Here is a 566-nt window from a genome sequence, read left to right on the forward strand (position 1 = left end):
CCGTGGCCGCCGGCTACGCCTCGGGGCGGATCTGCGGCGAGCTGCTGCCGGTCGCCTCGCCCGCCGTGGGCGCGTTCGCCGGACTGGGGCTGGCCGTGACCGCCCCGCACATCGATCCGGGCAGTCAGGCGACCTCGCCGCTGGGGCAGACCGGGTCGACGGCCGCGCTGCTGGCCCTTTCCGCGGGGGCCGCGTGCTGTGCGGCCTGGGCGGCGCGGCCGCCGGGGCCGCGGTTCTGTCTGCGGCTGCTGGCGGCCGGTGTCGCGGTCGCCGCGGCCGTCCTGGGATCGACCCCGGGTCTCGTGGCCTGTCTGGGGGTGCTGCTCTGCTCGCTCGCCGCGGACCGGGTGCGCCGCCGGGCCGTGGGGCTCGGCGGGCTGACGCTCGCCGTGGCCCTGGTGACCGGGGCGACCTGGGCGATCGCGGAGGACGCGCTGCCGGACGGTCCGACCTCGTCCCTGGAGGGCCAGCTCACCCGGCACCGGGTGCTGCTGTGGCGCGACGCGCTCGACATGGCGGGCCGGGAGCCGGGCCTGGGCGCCGGACCGGGCCGCTTCGCGGAACTG

1 pseudogene is annotated in these 566 nt (G+C 79.3%); it reads left to right on the plus strand.

The annotated features are described in order from the left end of the window. A pseudogene (locus tag HO151_RS06500) lies at positions 1-566 on the plus strand (O-antigen polymerase); the annotation flags it as partial.

It is taken from the genome of Streptomyces sp. 8P21H-1 (assembly GCF_013302945.1).